Consider the following 18,141-nt stretch of genomic DNA (forward strand, 5'->3'; position numbering starts at 1 on the left):
CAAAATAATCTTCCTTGTTTTTGACTGGAAACTTTGTTTTCTATTGGCATATCTGATATGTAAAATCCATAAGCTTTATGACATATTCATACCATTTTCTTATGGATTTTCAATCCATTTTATCTCCTCAACCCCTCATCCCTTCTCCTCTCCATCACTTCTGACGCACGGACTAAATCAGGCAAATGGATTTGAGGATGAGGCTGCGTAAGTGTATTGAAATACCTGCGCAGAGCCGAGTTTCACAAAATCCGTTTTGAATCATTTAAAAATGAGAATTGGTACAACTCAAGACATCTGGAGCTGCACCAACTCAGCACATTTTGAGTATTCTTCCTGCATGAGCTCTAAATGTGGATACAGCTCATAACGAAGTACATTACATCCATACGGCGAGATTCTCGTATAATCGATATCCTTTTGCTCAACACCACCCGCAATTAACTTACTTGCGATATACTTCACGTACTTTCTCTCTTCGCTTAGTTCCTTGTATGGCCTGCTGTATATACGATATGAGATGATACTGACAAACAGTATAGCACTTAGGATCGTACATCTTCGCAGCTCTTTAGAATCCACCTGTATCAACACCCTTCTTATGTATGTTGCTGCAACTACACTAAACGCTGTAAAGAAAGTTGAATAGTATCTAGCACCCGATGCACCTGATACAGCCTCTTCATATGAGAAGTGACTAAAATACAATGAACACCGAAAACACAAATACAGGACAAAGAAAACAAACAATATACAGTACAGCCTGACGCACTCCACTAAATCCTCTTTGCGATATTTGATGACCAGAAATACAGAAAATATCACTAGTACATACGTCAGAACAGTTCCTTCTGTATAACTAAACTTTGCCACGCTTTGCAAAAAACCTGATAACCTCTCCATGTCTTCTTGCGATCTAGCCTCAGGAGATAGGTGCGCCCACAACATCTCAAGGCCTAGCCCATAACTTGGCTGATTTATTACTGCACCATCAAATTTGATATGGTTGTACCACATCCCTTGGCTCACCGCTGGAATAGTAGCAATTAACATAAACACAAATACCAGCTTTGTACTATAAACGCTTCGCCATCTCATCACCATATCGATCAAAATGATTCCAACACCAGCATATGCCAACCAGAACCCCACCACCTTGATCTGAGGCAATACAAAAAGAAGAGGACCTATACATAGCAGAGCATTCACCTTATTTTTGACTTGAATGTAAATCGACAATGTTACACCAAATATTATTCCTAGAGTGGAATCAGGGTAGAGAGACCTAAGAGCAGTATTGTAGAGTGTACAGACAGCTAAAACACTTGTTACAGTCACTACTGTCTTCATAGGGCTATTTTCTACCAGCAACACTCCAAGAAATAATATGGACAGCAACCCTGAAGCAAACAGCATATTGCCTTCTGTAAACCCCATCACCTTTGCCATAAAACAATTAAACACGGACGTTAACATTGGATAATGGTAAAAAGGCGATAAGACAGTCATTGTTTCTTGATTGGCTGCAATACCCTTATTTGCTATGACCGTATTGATAGCAGGCCCCCAGTATGTAAAATCATCCCAAGATGTATAGTACGAATGGCCCACCCGCAAATAATACACTATTATGATTAGGACGAGCGCTATCAATCCCTGAGATCGTCGCCACTCTATATTTTCTCTTTGATACAGCACATGGTACAGCAGCAACAGTGCCCCGATCAAATATATAGAGTACGCGACCTCACTGATACGATGCACAAACGATACAAGAAGCAACACACCGCACAATGCAGAGGTCAGCACTACAATTCCGACACCACTCCCCTGCTCTGTACACATAGATCTGGCGCACAAAACATATCCAGACAAACAGAGCAGCAAGACACACAGGCAAATCATTAGCGGCGAATTACGCTTTTTAAATTAAATCGGATATAGTCCTTTATACAGCGTGTCAAGTTTTATGTATAACGAAAAGTGATTGTAATTTACACCACTAATATGTACTATCATTGTACATCCAATCACAATAACATTTTGAGGTATTGATAAGATATGGCTACCCATATCCCCAAATCAGACAAAACAAGCAACAGAAATTTTCACATCGCGACTGATCAATCCAGAGACTGTCACCTGACAGATTTTGGAAAAGCGGTGCTACTTGACAGATACTTGCTTGAAAACGAAGACTTTCAGGGCCTTTTTGCGAGAGTAGCAAAGCATTACGCAGATAACGAAACGCATGCAAACTGTATATACGATTATATCAGTAAAATGTGGTTAATGCCTGCAACACCAGTACTGAGCAACGGTGGCACAAACCGCGGACTACCTATCTCCTGCTTTCTTAACGAAGTAAAGGATAGCCTTGAGGGCATAATTGAAGTATGGAACGAGAACGTTTGGCTTGCCTCAAAGGGGGGTGGCATCGGAACCTATTGGGGGCGAGTGAGATCAATAGGTGAAAGGGTACGGGGGAATGGAAAAACCTCTGGCGCAATTCCATTTATAGGTGTCCAAGACAGGCTAGCTCTTGCAATATCACAGGGCAGCTTAAGAAGGGGAAGCTCTGCTGTTTACATGCCTGTGTGGCACCCAGAAATCGAAGAATTTATAGAAATACGGAGACCGACAGGTGGTGATTTAAACCGTAAGTCTTTAAACCTACATCACGGAGTCGTTATACCTGACAGCTTCATGCAGGCTGTAGCTGCAGATGCACCGTGGGAACTAAAAAGCCCTAAGGACGGAAGAATGGTAAGCATAGTGAAGGCCAGAGATATATGGATTAGGCTTTTGACTGCCAGGGTCGAGACCGGGGAACCTTATCTTTTATTTATAGATAACGTCAACAAAAGCATCCCTGAAATCTACACAAAGCTTGGATTGAATGTCAAAACGTCCAACCTCTGCAGTGAGATTTTATTGGCAACAGGGGAGGACCACCTACATAACGATCGCACTGCCGTCTGTTGTTTAGCGTCTCTGAACATTGAGACCTATGACATGTGGAAGAGCGATACGAACTTCATACCTAACGTGATGCGCTTTTTGGATAACGTTCTTGAAGATTTCATACAGTCCGCTCCTGATGACATGAAAAAAGCCAAATACTCAGCATATCGTGAAAGAAGTGTAGGATTGGGTGTAATGGGCCTTCATTCGTTCCTGCAGTCAAAGATGGTACCAATAGAAACTGCGGTTGCGAAAGCTTGGAATATGAGCATCTTTCAACACATCAAAAAAGAGGTGGACAAAGCCTCGATCATGCTTGCAAATGAAAAAGGGGCATGCCCAGATGCCATAGAGGCAAATGTCCATGAAAGGTTCACTCATAAAATGGCCATAGCGCCCACCGCATCCATTTCAATAATCGCTGGCAATTCCTCTCCTGGAATAGAGCCATACAGCGCAAACACATACACCCAGAAGACACTGACAGGCTCTTTTAATGTCAAGAACAAGCACTTAAAAAAGTTGCTGCAGGACAAGGGGTATGATACGGACGAAATCTGGTCATCTATAATGAACCATGAAGGATCCGTTCAGCACCTGGACTTTCTGACTCAAGATGAAAAGGACGTATTTAAAACTGCATTTGAAATCGATCAAAGGTGGATTATAGAACTTGCTGCAGACAGAACGCCTTTTATATGCCAGGGTCAATCCCTCAACATCTTTATTCCAGCTGATATTGATAAAAGGGATTTACACATGATACATTTCTCAGCCTGGAGAAGTGGCATCAAAAGCATGTACTACTTGCGTTCCAAGTCGATTCAAAGAGCTGACAAGGTTTCAATGAAGTCTGACATAGTTCAGCTTGAAATGAAGTTGCAACCTGCCCCTGAAGTAGACAAATACGATGAATGTCTCTCTTGTCAGTAATCATCGGCAACCACTTTGCAGTCTGTGTAGGCGTTTGATCGATCTGCACATATTTGCTTTGAACACTTGAAGAATTGCAAAGAAATGTATAAATAGATCATGTTTTACTCGTAGCTTACTAGTACCTTATTATGACCAAGTCTACCTTTTACATCACGACCCCTATTTACTACGTCAACGATGTACCACACATCGGGCATATGTATACGACGCTTGCATGCGATGTTATAGCACGTTACAAGCGTTTATCGGGAGCAGACGTGATGTTTCTAACTGGTACAGACGAGCATGGGCAAAAAATAGAACGTAGCGCTCAAAAAGCTGGTATTCCACCACAGCAGTTTACCGATCAAGCTGCACTGCATTTTATTGGCTTATGTAAAACGATGAACTTTTCCAATGACGACTTCATCAGAACCTCCGAAGAAAGGCACACCTCTTATGTACGTCATATTTGGACTCGTCTCATCGAAAACGGCAACATCTATTTAGGAAAATACAGCGGCTGGTATTCCGTCAGAGATGAAGCCTTTTACAGCGCTTCAGAGCTGATTGACGGTCATGCTCCAAGTGGGTCACCTGTGGAATGGCTGGAAGAGCCTACATATTTTTTTAAGCTGTCTGCGTGGCAAGATCGACTTCTTGAATTTTACGAAAAACATGAGGACTTTATAGCTCCGGAAAGTAGAAGAAACGAAGTGGTATCCTTTGTAAGAAGCGGCCTAGTGGATCTATCGATTTCGCGTACTTCATTTCATTGGGGCATTCCGGTGCCTGGTGATGAGGAGCATGTAATATATGTATGGTTAGATGCACTATTTAACTACCTGTCTGCAATACAAAGCAAAGAAAAGTACTGGCCATGCGATCTTCACATCGTTGGAAAGGATATACTGAGGTTTCACGCGGTATACTGGCCGGCTTTTTTAATGGCCCTTGATATAGCGCCTCCGACTCGAATTTTCGCGCATGGATGGTGGACAAACGAGGGGGAAAAGATTTCCAAGTCTCTTGGTAATACTATCGATCCTTTTGCTTTGGTTGATAAGTTTGGCCTTGACTATGTTCGTTATTTTTTCATGAAAGAGCTTCCATTTGGCAAGGATGGCAACTACTCGGAGCAACACTTTATAAGGGTAGTGAATGCGGATCTGGCAAACACCTTAGGAAATCTTATTCAAAGAGTTTTGACGTTCATACATAAAAACTGCGACAGGAAGATTCCGTATCATCACGCATTTAGCGATGAGGATATAGCACTATTTCAAATTGCTTATGAGCTTCCTCAAAAGGTTGAAGAAGCCATAAATGAGCAGGCTTTGCATAGGGCACTCAACCTTATTATAGAGCTTGCAAGCAGAGCTAATGAATACGTCTCTTCACATGCTCCATGGCATCTTAAAAATGTGGACGTAGAGCGGATGGAGACTGTCCTGTTTGTACTGACAGACGTCATACGTATTATCGGCACACTCCTACAGCCTTTCATGCCTCAATCCGCAGAAAAAATCTTTGGCATACTGCAAATTAAGCCACCTGCGTTACAAGACATAGGCACAAAGCTGGAGTGTGGTCATGAAATAGCTATGCCATCCATTATTTTTCCTCGAATATAGGTGGTACCTTGGTAGATCTGCGATGAAGCTTTCTGACTTTGATTACCACCTACCAAAGGAGCTAATAGCACAGACACCATTGCCTAGATCTCGCTCTAGGTTGCTGAATGTCACAGACATCATGGAGGATCTACACATCACCGATCTACCGATGTACCTTTCAAAAGGTGACGTGTTAGTACTTAACAACACTAGAGTCATTCCATCTTTGTTGAGAGCGCGCAAGGTGTCAAAGTTTGGAGATGACGTGATCAATGATGGCATCATAAGCTTCAATCTATACAAGAACGTTCAAGGGAATGTCTGGCTTGCTTTTGCGAAACCTGGGAAAAAGGTTCGTGTAGGTGATACGTTTGCTGTCAATGGCAAGATTTTACTGTTTCAAATCATTGGGAAGTCTCAAAACAGCCCTGAAATCACCATACAATTTGCATGCCAAGGAGACAGCTTGATATCACAGCTGAAGTTATACGGGGACGTACCGTTACCGCCTTACATCAAAAGAAGCGCTCCAACGGAAGCCGACACATCCGACTATCAAACAGTCTTTGCTAGCGTTGATGGTGCAGTCGCTGCTCCTACGGCTGGTTTACATTTCACTACTGGTATGCTTGAGGATATTCAAGCACAAGGAGTGCGGTTAGCCTATATTACTTTACACGTAGGTGGCGGTACTTTTCTACCAATACGCAGTGAACACATCACAGAGCATGAAATGCACGAGGAAGCATTTTTGATTCCTACTGATAGTGCTGCTATCATCAACGATGCAAGGGCTAACGGCAACAAAGTCATCGCTGTTGGCACTACGGTCTTGCGTACTTTAGAGGCTACGGCAGATGAACGTGGATTTTTAAGGGGGTGTCACGGGAGCACCAATCTTTTTATATACCCTGGTTATCGATTTAAGGCTGTGGATATGTTATTGACCAACTTTCACCTACCAAAATCGACACTATTCATTCTTGTTTGTGCGTTTGCTGGAACGGAGAGAATGAAAAGAGCCTACCTCCACGCTGTTCAACAAAAATACCGCTTCTTCTCGTACGGCGACGCCTGCTTCCTAAGACGTTATAGACAAGCATAATCCTTGTCCTTCTCTCACCTTACTTCTCCTTCTTCCTTCTCTCTCTCCTCTTTGCAATTCCCGTCTCTCCTTTGCCATGCTCGCCCCTCCTTTGTCATTCCCCTGAAAAGGGGCATCCATCTCCCTTTGCTAACAACTTAACAGACAACTTCTCCATAGATTCTTTTCATTCCAATTAATTTGCGGACAAGCTCTTATTGAACAACTATACACAATATTGTTACCATACCTTTTTAATTAGATTGAAATCTTGAGGTTTTTCCTTCCTATTATGTACTGAAAAGAACCGATTAGTCTCTCTGCGCTTCAAAGTGTCTGCGGCTTTGTTGTATCCAATGCTTTGAGGTGTCACGGCATTCTTTAGTTCTGAATATGGCTCATATGGCTCCTGCAATTCGGACTTTGGAGGACTTGGCACAACCCCATTGTTGTAGCCACTCGCTTCAGAGACCCTGGAAGGCTTTATGGGGGAATATGGGTCTCGTAAGTTGGACTTTGGAGGACTTAGCACAAACCCAGGTTTTGTCCCAACGTACATACTCTTCACCATCATCATACTATGAGGCTTTCCAAGTGCTGGTAACTCTTTATTTTTGGATGTTACATTGGGAGCAAGCACCATTGATCTCTGAGCCACTGCTACATCAGAGCATGGATGCTCGTGGTCTGCGCAACCAGCGATCAGCGTTATGATGGGTAATAGGCAAAATATTTTTGCATTCATAAACTTAGCCTTAGTTTTGTTAGATAAACTTGACATGTTTTTGTTTTCCAACACTAGACTCATTATATGCAAAAACGCCCATTAAACAATAGCAAACACTTCCTACTTCTCTCTCTCCTCTTTGCAATTCCCGTCTCTCCTTTGCCATGCTCGCCCCTCCTTTGTCATTCCAATTCCAGCTCATCCCTTTTGCCATGCCCGCTTCCCTTTCTTTTTCATGTCCCTGAAAAGGGGCATCCACACAACCTCCATCATTGACAATCCGGATGTTGTAGAGCACAATAGCACTTGCAATTCCCGTCTCTCCTCTGCCATGCCCACTCCTCCTTTGCCATGCCCGCTTCCCTTTCTTTGTCATGCCCCTGAAAAGGGGCATCCATCTCCCTTTGCTAACAGTATCTCCTAAATCAGAACATGTACGATATCTCGCACCACAAAAATGTACCACTATCCGAACAGGTTAGACCAAAGCATCTTGCGGAGGTCTATGGGCAGGACCACCTATTGTTGCCTGGAGGCCCAATATCCATGATGTTGGGCGCTGGTAAAGTGACGAGTAGTATCTTTTGGGGACCTCCAGGGTCGGGCAAAACAACTTTGGCGAGAATCTTGGGAGAAAGCACTGGCAAGTACTTTGAGTGCGTCTCTGGTGTATCATCAGGCGTAGGTTACTTCAAGAAGTTGTTTGAAGCAGCTATAGCGCGTAAGGACAAGGGCATCGACACGGTGTTGTTGCTGGATGAAATACATGCTTTAAACCGCTCACAGCAAGATGTCTTTCTTCCTTACCTAGAAGATGGTACGATAACTTTGCTTGGAGCAACTACAGAGAACCCATCTTTTGAGCTCAATGGTGCCTTGTTGTCGCGTTGTAAGGTGATGGTGGTCAAAAGACTATCGATGGAAGCGCTGGACATGATGATCTCAAGGGCAGAACTGATAGTTGGTAAACGACTACCACTTACATCTGAGGGGAGACTCCTTGTATGCCACATGTCTGATGGAGATGGCAGATATCTGATCAACATGTGTGAGGAGCTTTTTCACATCGACCAGGAACTGACACTGAGTGAGTTAAAGCACGTTTTGCAAAAACGCGTTACACTATATGATAAATCTGGGGAAGCCCATTACAACCTTATAAGTGCACTACATAAATCTCTGAGAGGCTCAGATAGCGATGCGAGTTTGTATTGGACGATGAGAATGCTACAAGGTGGGGAAGAGCCAAAGTACATTTTAAGAAGGCTCATAAGGTTTGCAGCAGAGGATATCGGTCTAGCGGAGCCGGATGCTTTAGTGCAGGCGATGGCCGCTAGAGAAGCATATGATGCTCTTGGCTCTCCAGAGGGTGATTTAGTCATAACAAGGCTAGTGTTGTACCTAGCCACTGCTCCTAAATCAAACGCTGTATACGCCGCGCACAACAGAGCAAAGATATCAGCAGAGAAGAGTGGAGGACTGTCTCCACCAAAGCATATACTAAACGCTCCGACATCGATGATGAAAAAGGAGGGATACGGGCGTGGGTACATCTATGATCACGACACAGCAGAAGGGTTTTCAGGGCAAGAATACTTTCCTGAAGGCATGGCAAGGGAGACCTTTTACGAACCAAAGGAGATTGGATTTGAAAGAGAAATCAAGAAAAGATTGGAGTACTGGAGGAGATTGAGGGAAAAGACCTCTTGCATAACTCATAAATGAGTGAGGAATTTTTAGGAAAAATGCAGGTGAGCACCGCAGCATATCCTATATATGTGAGGAGCGCAGACAAATTTTGACGACAAAATAACCACTCGGAATGAGTTAGGCAAGAGGTCTAAAGCAAGAAAAACAATGCGCTCAACCCAAACCCCTAGCGCGCAGTATATCCACTGTATGTTGCGCTATCATTTTCTCCTCATTAGTAGGTATGACTAAGACGTCGATCGATGATGCGATAGTTGAGATGATTGTTTGATTATTTTTATTGGCTTGTTCATCTATTTGTAACCCCAACCACTCAAACTTCTTACAGATGTTATACCGAATCAAGTGTGCGTTCTCACCTATGCCGCCAGTGAACACTAGAGTATCGGCCCCGTTCAGTGTGCTCATCAGACCCCCTAGTTCATACGAAGCCTTATAGCAGTACAGCTCCAGCGCGTATTGAGCAGACTCTTTATCGCTATTTAACAACTCCCTCACGTCATTGCTGATTCCAGAAACTCCTATCAAACCCGATTTTTTGTACAGTAAGTTAACAACATCATCTACCTTCATTTTTTCTTCTTGAAGCAGGTACAGAACTATACCAGGATCAAGCCTGCCCGTACGGGTTCCCATCATCAATCCATCAATTGTTGAGAATCCCATTGTAGAGGCAACGCTTTTTTTATTGTTGATTGCACACATACTGGAACCATTCCCAAGGTGCATCACTACAATCTTACCTGATGCTTTGTTCCCTATGTATTCAGGTAGAATGGTGGTTATATACTCGTATGAAAGCCCATGAAATCCGTATTTTATAATACCTCTGTGCTCGTATTCCTGAGGTAGCCCTGTCGCTTGTGCTATTTTCTCCTGTGTCGTATGAAAGCCTGTGTCAAAACAAGCAACTTGCGGTAGTTTTGGAGATAAGGATGCAAATTTTTCAATAGCTAATAGGTTATACGGTTCATGTATTGGCGCCAAAGGTTTGAGCGTTTCCAAGTCTTCAAGTATTCCCTTATCGATTAAAACCGGGGTGCTATATTTTTTACCACCATGAACGATTCTATGCCCTATTCCTATGAGCTTACCTCCATCTGCAGCAAGGGTGTCGTTTACCCAAGTTAAAAGTTCATTTAAGGCTCCCTGATGATCGGAAGAAGAGAGCGTTGCGTTATGCACTTGAACCTTATGAGCATCAAATACTTCAAATATAGGTGAGTGCAAGACGCTATCTATTTCGCCATGATATAGTAGCGCTAGTTTTGCCTCATGCACAACAAATACCGAAAATTTGATACTTGAAGAGCCTGCATTAATCACTAAGATCGATTTATTTTTGATTTCTAACATAAGATGTAGCCAAAATACATGATGCTTTACGTGTTTCTATACTGCTGGAGCGACTCGCGAGAATTATAGGAACTTTTGCCCCCAATGCAATTCCGCCAGCTTCAAAATTTGATAGGTTGGTGAGTTGTTTGTACAATATATTTCCAGCTTCTATATCTGGTACAAGTATCACATCTGCATCTCCTGCAACCTGTGAAATTATACCCTTTTCCTCAGCAGCTTCTTTGGATATCGCGTCATCCAGAGCTAATGGGCCGTCTATCAATGCGCCCTTGATTTGACCCCGCTCCACCATTTTACACAAAGCGGATGCATCAAGTGTGGATTGCATCTTTTCGGTGACGGTCTCTACTGCCGCAATGACTGCGACTTTTGCTTTTCTCTTTTCAACCACATTAAACAACTCAACAACATTTTGTAATATGCCTATTTTATCGCCTAAAGTTGGCTTGATGTTGATTGCGGCGTCTGTAATATACAGCGGCTTATGGTATACAAGCACATCCACTACAAAGATATGGCTCAAAATCTTTCCTATCCTTAAACCAGTGTTGGTTGCCATTACCTCATGCATCAACTCAGCTGTTTTGATTTGACCCTTCATGATTGCTCCAACTTGTGACTGTCTAGCCAATTCAACAGCTTTGGCAGCGGCTTCTCTAGGAAACTCAACGTCAAGCAATTGATATCTTGAGATATTCAGGTTTTGCTCTTTTGCAAGTGCGTTGATTTGATCTTTTGGTCCAATTAAAATCGGCTCTATGATACCTTCCTCAGCTGATACAATGGCGCCTGCAAGTGCACTCTCTTCAGTGGGAAAGACTATAGCGGTTTTAAGTGGTTGGCTCTTGTCAATTTTTGAGAGAAGTGTCTGATAGTATGATGCCTGGTCTGTAGTTCTTACTTCAATTTTGGGTAAAGAAGCTTTGTTATACTTTTCTTTTTCTTTTGGAGCTAAAACCTTTGCGGTTCCAGAAATCACCTCCTTACCGTTCTGATTAACACACTTACACTCAAGCAACACTGTATTACGTGTCGAATCTTTTTCCAACACTTTGATTGTTGCGGTAATTGTGTCACCAAGTGCAACGGGTTTTAAAAATGACAGTTGCTGTTCTAGATAAATCGTGCCAAGTCCAGGTAGCTGAGTACCTAGCAGCGTTGAGAACAAGGAGCCACCCCACATTCCGTGCGCTATTATCTTGTGAAAGATATCGGTTTTAGCGTAGTCTTCGTCCAGGTGTATAGGATTCATATCACCAGTCATTGCAGCAAATATTTGAATATCCTGCTTTGTTAAGGTGCGACTAAGGCTTGCACTATCACCTATTTCAATTTCGTCAAATACCTTATTTTCAAGTATAACAGGCACAATTGTTTCCCCCTTTTATTGACCCATCCCTTTATAGTATCACAGAAATATAAAATACAAACAGTAAATTTATATTTCGTAGTTTACGGGTTGTAAAGCTTCAGCTGCTTCATCGAACTGGTTCTGCGATACAGTACCGTTTTGATATTGCGAGTCCGATGTTTCTGCTACATAAGGTGTATCTGGTATATTGGAAGCAATCACATCAAGTAATATGAAGCCTCTCATGTACAACGACATACCGTTTGTAAAAATCGATGTTACTGCGACCATTTTGCATAGAACATCACCAAAGCTGCATAGGTTGCTTACCAAAGGATCTTGAGAAGGATATAGCTTTGCATATTCTACAGCAAAGTAAATGGCAGAACCAACTACACAGACGGCTGACAAGGCGGGTACAGACACGGTAGCACCCCAAAACTGAAACATAGAGGCTGTAGTAGCACCAAAAAGCAGCGACGGTACTACAATACTAGTAACATCATGATTTTCAGCGTTTTTGAGGTCTTGTGAAACATCCTTGTGACTACTGTACATGTACCATCTGCTATACTCCTGCACAGCTAATACCCCCGCTTTCCAGCGCTCTTGAGGCAATGAGGTGAAGATCTTCAAAGTGTAGTATCCAGCGCCCACTTTAATTAAATTATGTTTCGTAAAGCCATATGACCCTATGCTTCCGGTGTGGTTGGTTCCACCCAGGTAGTCATATATTTTAAACATGTCGTGCGTAGCCTTCGCCCCCATTAACAGTGCCTCAGCTTTACTAAGTGCTATTCCCTTTTTAAAATGAGTGCCACTACTCCCATCGGTGTGATCTTGAATACTCCTGACAGCATGTGCTTGTTCATTGGAATATGGCCAATATGATCTTTCTGCCGTAGGACGAAATAAATCATGTCTAATAAGTAGGTCAGTAGGCGAAGTTGATGCCAGCCTCTCCTTTAACAATGATATTGTGCCTATATACGCTAAGTACTCATTACCATTACTGCGCATACATTCGGTCAATAGATTGGTGAGTAGATCATTAATCCTGACACCTTCTTCAGCCGGTAACACTAAAGGTATGAATTGCGTCACTGCTTTGTGGTTATGAGACAATTCTCGCTGTATTGTCGTAATGTCACCTAGACCACTTAATGCCTGTGCTCTTCCATGCGACCCAACGTTGTCCAGAATGGCTTGGAGTCGAGCCTTTATAGATGCATATAGTACTGTATGTAAAACTTTTGGATAGCTCTCCTGTTGAGTATCAGGAAGCTCATTAATTCTTAGTGCTTCCGTAATAATGTCAACAGCATATGGAGCTATCTTTTTGAGGTCGATCGTGTACCCTACAACATTCCTAATATCCTCATTTTTTTCCTGGCGTTCTTTTAAATTACGTAATGTCTCAACAGTAACTTTCTGGTCAACATCAGAGATATGGCTGTTAATATACATAGCGATCCGGGTGAGCACCGGCGTGGATACGTCAGTGGATACAGATTCTAGAAATTCATATAATGGTTGATAGCTATTGCTCAGATATTGTATGATGTTCGCTCCATCCATCTCATCTAATTTGTGGTGCTGAGACAATAAATCCAGGATGAAAGTGATCTGACTTGTTACATCACCTAATATCTCATGATTTGTGACTAGGGAACTCCCTTCATGACCTGATAACCCCACCTTAAGATCATAAAGGACACTAACCGCAAAATGCACCTCTTTTGAAAGTGGATATCGTAGTAAAATAGGCTCATTGGCGGCAGTAGCGTACAGCCTATGTAGCATTGCGTTTAAAACCCTTGGATAGGTGTACTGGCCATTATAATATGGGTCGGTTAGGTCTATTGCTTTCATCATGGCGCTGACAGCATCTGGAGCTATCTCCTTGATGTTTATGAGCATGTCTTTAGCATTTAGTTTTACACTATCCAGTACACTTTGACGATCTAAATACTCAAGGACAGAGGTTACACTGGACTGATAATTTTGTGGAAGAGAGTTTGCTAATAGCTTGACGCTTTGTTGGAATTTCTGGATGTTCCCTGAAAAACCTGACATCTTGTCTATAAGGGAGCCAAGATAGCCCAATAACTCCGTCTTTTTTTTATAATTTTTTAAAGATGCTAAGAATATGTCCAGCCCTACGTCAGAACTGAGCATTGCAAATATTTTGTCAGTTTCTTGATATAGCTTCTCTCCCTTAGCAGAAAGTATGTCTAAGACCAAGCTTATCTGATCATTAATATGGGAGAATATAGGAGCTTCTGTTACGATATGTCCGGTCTTTTGACTTGACAACAACCCCTTAACATCATAAAGCACACTCAATGCAAAATGCAGCTCTCGTGAAAGCAGCGGATGCTCTCGTAAAATATCCTTATTGGCAATACCAGAGTATATAGGCTCCTGTGCAAGAAAACCTTTTAAAGTTTTCATTGGCTTGAAAAACACTATTTCTGGAGGAATATCATCTACATTAACGTTCATGATCTGTGACAACAAGTCATGATCAAACGTTTTCGTTAGTCCACCATAGTTTTGGTAAACCAATGGTAAGTGTTTGGCTAACCCTTCTCCAAATTTTGTAATTAAAGCTTTTTGTTTTCCTTTACCAAAGACTTTTATGCCTATTCCATTTAAATCTTTTACAAATTGGTCAGTTACCTTTACTTTTGTTTCGCTATTGACATAATCATTAAGGCGGTTGATGTGTTGCTTGAGTGCTCTTGGGGGGGAGGCTCCAAAATTACTTATGTACTGTTTTAAGTATTTCTGAATTACTTCACGCTCCTTCAGTTTAATCGTAAATTTCGGTAGGCCAAATGGAGAAAATGTATCTGGAGCGCCTGTCTTTGAATGCGCTCCAAGTGGCCCTTCTTTGGCGGGTTGAGAGCCTTCCATTCCAAACGCGATTACTATATTTTTGGGAAACAAAAGAGGACGGTAATCTCCGAATAAGATGTGACCTGTCTCTCCATTATCTAGATTGTCAAATACTTGGTGTGCGTCAACAAATAAGTCAGAGCTCCGTACAACTGTGACAGGTTTACCATTGTATACATAACCAGTATGCAACTGCGGATTCATACCAATTTGCGTTGGATGAGAAAAGAAGAGATGCTTAATAAACTCCATAAGCGCTATTTTATTTCCCTTGTATTCAGATATAGTACCATCACTTTTCACGCCACCACTGTGCGTTGCCACATATCTGTTAAACAACATACCTTTTGTAGCACCATGTAACCACCCCATTACCTGCGGACCCAATTGAGCCGGAAAGCCTGCCAAAAGACGGCCTTGATGGCCAGCAAAGAAGAGACCAACAGAGAATTGTGGAATACTGCCTCCTCCTGATAAGTCAGCACCATGAGAAGTCACAGCGCCTCCCTCTATTTTAAAACCTGTACCAGTCAAACTACCAACACCTGCAAACAGCATCATCTTTTTCAGGAAAGCCTGTTTATCAGGTTGTTGGTTGGCCACTGTAAAGTACATTCCTAACATGCTTCTTTCTGAAACTTTCCACCATTCCATACTTTGTATATAACGCATGTGCCCATCTTTTGCATTCTCACTTAGCACCCGTCCAGAAAGTTTCTGAAAATAATGAAAACCGGAGGAGACATCCTCAGGCTTAAGCTTCACTTCTTTGGACTCCTCAAGGTACTCGGTGATGATATTTGTTGGTATGATTGTGGGAAGTTTATCGTGTACTCCTTCTTCAGCATCCTCTAATCCACGAGCAGCGAATGTGGTTGGTTGTAACTTGTACTTCATTTCTCCACGTAAAGTATATGCCTCAGGAATGTGTCTTGGACTCTGAGTACTGCCCTTACCATTGGCTTTTGGAGCCCCATATACCGTGTGAGCTTGCTCCACATCTGTGCCCAACATCCTACGATGAGCTGATGATAAGCCAGAGTCTTGCTGGTCAGCCTGAAGCGTCTGGTTTTGGCCCGTAGTATCGCTGTGCCTATTATCCGTTGTTGGAACAGGTCTACTGGTTGCCTGATTGCTCTGCTGTACCTTTGTTAACTCAGCAACGACGCTGTTCTCAGTGGACGCACCTATCCTCTCCTCATGTGGAAGCTGAGTGCTTTCCTCCTGCTGATTACTGGATGTTGGAAGTGAGGAAGTACCGCTAGGACTCTGTTCTAAATCCTGCCGTATATCACTGGAATGCATACTAGAGGGTGTAGTGCTGTGCGGTCCTTGGACTTGATGTTCTTCATCTGGCTCTATAACACCCTGGAGTGTTTGAGCAGGAGAATCCTTTGTTGAATCCTCATATTGTGTTTGTGCTGAATATGGTGCAGTATAGTCATGACGAGCAGAAGTGAGTTGACGGTCACTCACTTGGATCTCTTGTCGCGGCACTAAACGCTGATTGCTTCTGCTCTTGACAGCTTCATGTATAGTGGCTACTTCTGCATTCGGCCTAGTTTCCGTATACTGCTCATTGATTCCAAGCTTTCTGGATTTTGGTATATCAGCTTCAGAAAAAGCTGTAGGCGCTGGTTGGCCAATTTCTGACACGTCAACAGGCGGATATGTCTCAGGTTGTGGCACGTGCGTGGCCTCTGATTGGTCAGGATCGGCCTTCTTAATCTCAGAAAATACATATGATACTTGAACTGTTCCAGCATCCTCTATAAATACCCTATCGTCCCTAGAAACATATCTTACAGACCCAATACCATACCTATATTCTCTGTTGATTACTCCAAAGGCTGTACTGATCTTGACGACATTTAGCAGCGAAACACTCTTCTGATGCAGTATATATGGATCAGTGACAAACCAAAAAGGGGGCTTTGGCGTTTCCAGATGCTTTGGCATTTCTAAAATGCCGTAACCCAGACGCTGAAGGGCCACAAAATCTGATAGGGACTTTGATGATACACTATTGCTCCATTTGATAGGTGAAATAGTGGTGGGTAATACAGGAAAAGAGTACAACAGCTCTATATCTCTTAAAAACTGCCTAAAAGTAACGGAGAGAGAGGCAATAATACCTTGATATCGCATGTAAAGCATATAATCCCAGAAAGAAAGGGCTATGACCCATCATAAGTTGTGGGTACAATATCACAAAATGAGAGAAATAGCTATAAAAATCTCTTTATTTATCTCCAAAAATGACAATGATCCCTCATGCTGTTGTATCATGCAACAGTACAGACCCGTACACCAGTTCCATGTGCTTACCGCAAAATGCAAGGCCTATTGCTAAAACCTCCTTGACCCCCTTTTGCTTGCACATCTCTATGTACTGACGCTCTTTGATTTGCTTCAAGGCCTCTTCAGCTTTTTCATGAAGGGTCTCTAGGCTATCACTGGTCTTAAACTCCAAAAGTATGCCAGCTCTAGTGATATCCTTTGGTATTAAGGCTACGTCGCATCTCCCTAGACCCGCCTCTTTGTTTGATTGAATGTCGTACTCTCCTCTAAGACCCACCACAAGACCCAATATAAACACATGAAATACCTGCTCAGGTGTGTTCTTGTTAAAATCAAAGTAGCTGCCGCTTTGTATGATATAGCTTGAGATGTACAGCTTAAATTTCTCCACATCCCCATCCGCTAAACTTCTTACAAAGCTCTCGTATGATTCTGCGCTGACAGGCTCACTAAACCAATCAGATACTATTTTGCTATAGACTCCTCCTACTTCCTTGTTAGGTATGGCTATCTCACATACAAGTTTGTAGTCCATGAACTTCCTGCTTAGTACTTTGAGGTACCCTGCATACAACAACAAGCTCCATAAGGCTTCTGGCTTGTTACGTACATCGGGAAACACCAAATTCTCGGATAATGTCTGTTGTATCACTTTGCCCTGTAGCAGATCTTCAAAGGCCTTCTTGACTACAGGCTTTGCACCCTTCAATAGATCAGCTATCAATTGATGATTTGAGGTGTTGACCCAGTATTCTTGCAACTCTCCATCATGGTCCAAGCAGTTGATTATAGACCAGGGATTGTACAACACGTGCTTACCTATTTGATAGCCGTTGTACCATTCTTTGATTTCACTGATCGATACAGGCTGTTTTGTTACATCCAATAGCTTGAGTACCTCTTCTTCGGTAAATCCAAAGTATTGGCCAAACCTCTCTCTTAGCATCGAATATGCAGAGATATTGTTCAATCCAGAGAACAAGCTTTCTTGTGAAATACGTGCTATTCCCGTCACTACCGCTTTTGTGAGGTAGCTGTTATCCTTGAGGGCTTGACCTAGTATACCACGCATTAGCTCTACCATCTTCTCGTAGTATTTCTCCAGGTAAGCCTCCTGTATCGGCGTGTCATACTCATCCATCAGTATAATTGGGTTCTTGCCATAGTATCTGCTTATGTATGCGCATAATTGTTTTAATGAAGTTTCTAATTC

Annotated in this window: 13 protein-coding genes; 5 read left to right on the plus strand and 8 right to left on the minus strand. The window is 42.5% G+C overall.

Annotated features, from left to right (window positions below):
- Positions 1 to 211: hypothetical protein (locus EDM53_RS06340; RefSeq protein WP_207215450.1), on the plus strand; the 211-nt coding region annotated here is incomplete at its 5' end.
- A 77-nt stretch (positions 212 to 288) separates the two neighbouring features.
- Here the strand turns inward: EDM53_RS06340 and EDM53_RS02890 are convergent.
- Positions 289 to 1,845, minus strand: coding sequence for a hypothetical protein (locus EDM53_RS02890; RefSeq protein WP_130122191.1), 1,557 nt, complete (start codon positions 1,843 to 1,845; stop codon positions 289 to 291).
- A 216-nt stretch (positions 1,846 to 2,061) separates the two neighbouring features.
- Here EDM53_RS02890 and EDM53_RS02895 point away from each other — a divergent pair, with 216 nt between their 5' ends.
- The 3 genes from EDM53_RS02895 to queA all read left to right on the plus strand — a co-directional run bounded on the left by EDM53_RS02895 (position 2,062) and on the right by queA (position 6,600).
- Entirely contained in the window at positions 2,062 to 3,897 is a 1,836-nt protein-coding gene (locus EDM53_RS02895) for a ribonucleoside-diphosphate reductase subunit alpha (RefSeq protein ID WP_130122192.1), read from the plus strand.
- A 131-nt stretch (positions 3,898 to 4,028) separates the two neighbouring features.
- Positions 4,029 to 5,513 carry a methionine--tRNA ligase gene (gene metG, locus EDM53_RS02900; RefSeq protein ID WP_130122193.1) on the plus strand — a complete coding sequence of 495 codons (1,485 nt, stop codon included), beginning with the start codon at positions 4,029 to 4,031 and terminating at the stop codon, positions 5,511 to 5,513.
- Positions 5,514 to 5,535: 22 nt separating this feature from the next.
- Positions 5,536 to 6,600, plus strand: coding sequence for a tRNA preQ1(34) S-adenosylmethionine ribosyltransferase-isomerase QueA (queA, locus tag EDM53_RS02905; RefSeq protein WP_130122194.1), 1,065 nt, complete (start codon positions 5,536 to 5,538; stop codon positions 6,598 to 6,600).
- Here queA and EDM53_RS06155 read toward each other — a convergent pair.
- The 3 genes from EDM53_RS06155 to EDM53_RS02915 form a co-directional block, all read right to left on the minus strand.
- Positions 6,577 to 6,720 (minus strand): hypothetical protein, encoded by a 144-nt coding sequence (locus tag EDM53_RS06155; protein WP_165379590.1) that lies wholly within the window; start codon positions 6,718 to 6,720, stop codon positions 6,577 to 6,579. The genes queA and EDM53_RS06155 overlap by 24 nt on opposite strands.
- A 100-nt stretch (positions 6,721 to 6,820) precedes the next feature.
- Positions 6,821 to 7,324, minus strand: coding sequence for a hypothetical protein (locus EDM53_RS02910; RefSeq protein WP_130122195.1), 504 nt, complete (start codon positions 7,322 to 7,324; stop codon positions 6,821 to 6,823).
- A gap of 19 nt (positions 7,325 to 7,343) precedes the next feature.
- Positions 7,344 to 7,700, minus strand: a complete 357-nt coding sequence (locus tag EDM53_RS02915) for a hypothetical protein (RefSeq protein WP_130122196.1) — start codon at positions 7,698 to 7,700, stop codon at positions 7,344 to 7,346.
- Positions 7,701 to 7,738: 38 nt separating this feature from the next.
- Here EDM53_RS02915 and EDM53_RS02920 point away from each other — a divergent pair, with 38 nt between their 5' ends.
- The gene (locus EDM53_RS02920) at positions 7,739 to 9,031 is read left to right on the plus strand and encodes a replication-associated recombination protein A (RefSeq protein WP_130122197.1); all 1,293 of its coding nucleotides are present in this window, start codon (positions 7,739 to 7,741) and stop codon (positions 9,029 to 9,031) included.
- 138 nt (positions 9,032 to 9,169) lie between these two features.
- Here the strand turns inward: EDM53_RS02920 and EDM53_RS02925 are convergent, their stop codons facing one another.
- From EDM53_RS02925 to EDM53_RS02940, 4 genes are all read right to left on the minus strand, one after another.
- On the minus strand, positions 9,170 to 10,372 hold the full coding sequence (locus EDM53_RS02925) for an acetate/propionate family kinase (protein WP_130122198.1): 1,203 nt from the start codon (positions 10,370 to 10,372) through the stop codon (positions 9,170 to 9,172).
- Complete coding sequence (locus EDM53_RS02930) at positions 10,353 to 11,744, minus strand: bifunctional enoyl-CoA hydratase/phosphate acetyltransferase (RefSeq protein WP_207215452.1); 1,392 nt, start codon at positions 11,742 to 11,744, stop codon at positions 10,353 to 10,355. The genes EDM53_RS02925 and EDM53_RS02930 overlap by 20 nt, the downstream gene beginning before the upstream one ends.
- Positions 11,745 to 11,813: 69 nt before the next feature.
- Entirely contained in the window at positions 11,814 to 16,775 is a 4,962-nt protein-coding gene (locus tag EDM53_RS02935; protein ID WP_165379592.1) for a hypothetical protein, read from the minus strand.
- Positions 16,776 to 16,899: 124 nt separating this feature from the next.
- Positions 16,900 to 18,141: PD-(D/E)XK nuclease domain-containing protein (locus tag EDM53_RS02940; protein WP_130122200.1), on the minus strand; the 1,242-nt coding region annotated here is incomplete at its 5' end.

It is taken from the genome of Rickettsiales endosymbiont of Peranema trichophorum (genome assembly GCF_004210275.1).
GTDB lineage: Bacteria > Pseudomonadota > Alphaproteobacteria > Rickettsiales > Midichloriaceae > RICK02.